Origin of the sequence: Nocardia puris (genome assembly GCF_003315035.1) — a bacterium.
In the GTDB taxonomy this organism is placed as follows: Bacteria; Actinomycetota; Actinomycetes; order Mycobacteriales; family Mycobacteriaceae; genus Nocardia; species Nocardia puris.
Genome location: NZ_QNRE01000057.1, coordinates 1 through 1,312, shown reverse-complemented (window position 1 = coordinate 1,312; position 1,312 = coordinate 1). Strand labels below are relative to the sequence as shown.

Genomic DNA, 1,312 nt, shown 5'->3' with positions numbered 1-1,312 from the left:
CTTGAAGGATCACGCGGTGGCCATCTCCTTTCCGGCTACGACACGCCGGTCACACCGGACGATCCGGCTGATACACCACCCTGCCGGACGCAACCCGGGACTATTCGCCGAAGTGGATAGGTTCGGCCGGGGTGTGGTCGCGACGGAAGGATGTGTCGCGTTCATCGTCGGTGAGCCTGTTTTCCGGGCTGATGGCGCCAGCGAACAACGACGCGAGCGTGATCTGCTCAGGTAATTCAGGCATATCGCCGCAGTCCAACGAATCGGTCATACATCGATTCTCCCAGGCGATGTCTCGTTCGGTACCCAGCCGATCAATGACCGGCTATGGACAAGCCAGCGGGAATCGAAATCCGACATCCACCACCTCGTTTCATCGAGCACTGGGCGAGGCTGGCAGTGGGCGGCTGCGGCGGCCGGTGCGCGAGAGGGCTCGGCGGCGTAGTTCGCTGAGTGGTAGAGAGTATTTCACACCGTGGCGCTGTTCGGTGAGGATCGTGCGGTCACCGAGGACACGCCGCAGGGCTGCTTCGTGCCGTTCGGCATCGGCGAAGCGATCCGGGAAGAGCCGTAGCGTGTGCCGCCATTGTCGTTGACCGGCGCGCACGCAGACGCCGCCGCAGTTGTTGTGGCTGTAGCCCAGGTCGTAGAGCCGCGGTGGTATGAGTCCTCGTGCTCGGCAGTCCTCGAGCATCTGATCTTTGGTCAGGAAGGGCGCTTCGAGCATTGGGAACTCTACGTGCCATGGCGCCCAGCCGCGGACTACACCGGGTTCGCGACGGGATTCCGTGGAGTCGAGGCCGACGTAGAGGACGGTGTCGGCGGGGTCGGTGTTGGCGGTGAGCCAGCGTCGGCACGGTACCTGTTTGAGATGGCGTGAGCACGGCGCGATCCTGGAGTTGCCGAGGTATCGAGTGTCGGCGAACACTTTCCAGGGGGTTCGGCCGTCGCACACGCGCACGAATGGAACGCTGAGGTAGTCGACCGCGTCGGACAGGAACCGGTACAGGTCCGGGTCCTCGGCCAGCGTATCGGCGAACAAGAGCGTCACCTCAGCGGGTCCGAACCGCTCGATGACCCTGATGGCGGTCGTGAATGAGCCTATGCCACCCGACATTTGAACGATTCGCTGCACAACCAGTCACCTTTCGGAGGAAATGAGCCACGGGCCCGAGCGGACGCAAGGAGCGGACGCGGTCACCGGTTGCGCGGTGATTTGTCGCTTCCGCCTGAAGACTGACCCTCAGATTCCGGGTGAATGCTGACCCACCCCGTGAACGATCATGAGGTGCTGAACGTGGAGGACTGGGCG

The 1,312-nt window shown here is 63.2% G+C and carries 2 protein-coding genes; both read right to left on the bottom strand.

Features of this window, described 5'->3' with window-relative positions; all coding sequences use genetic code 11:
* Nucleotides 1–100 precede the first annotated feature (100 nt).
* Nucleotides 101–271, bottom strand: a complete 171-nt coding sequence (locus DFR74_RS36510; protein ID WP_157115936.1) for a hypothetical protein — start codon at nucleotides 269–271, stop codon at nucleotides 101–103.
* Nucleotides 272–373: 102 nt separating this feature from the next.
* Nucleotides 374–1,051 carry a hypothetical protein gene (locus DFR74_RS35230; protein WP_198161966.1) on the bottom strand — a complete coding sequence of 226 codons (678 nt, stop codon included), beginning with the start codon at nucleotides 1,049–1,051 and terminating at the stop codon, nucleotides 374–376.
* Nucleotides 1,052–1,312: the final 261 nt, after the last annotated feature.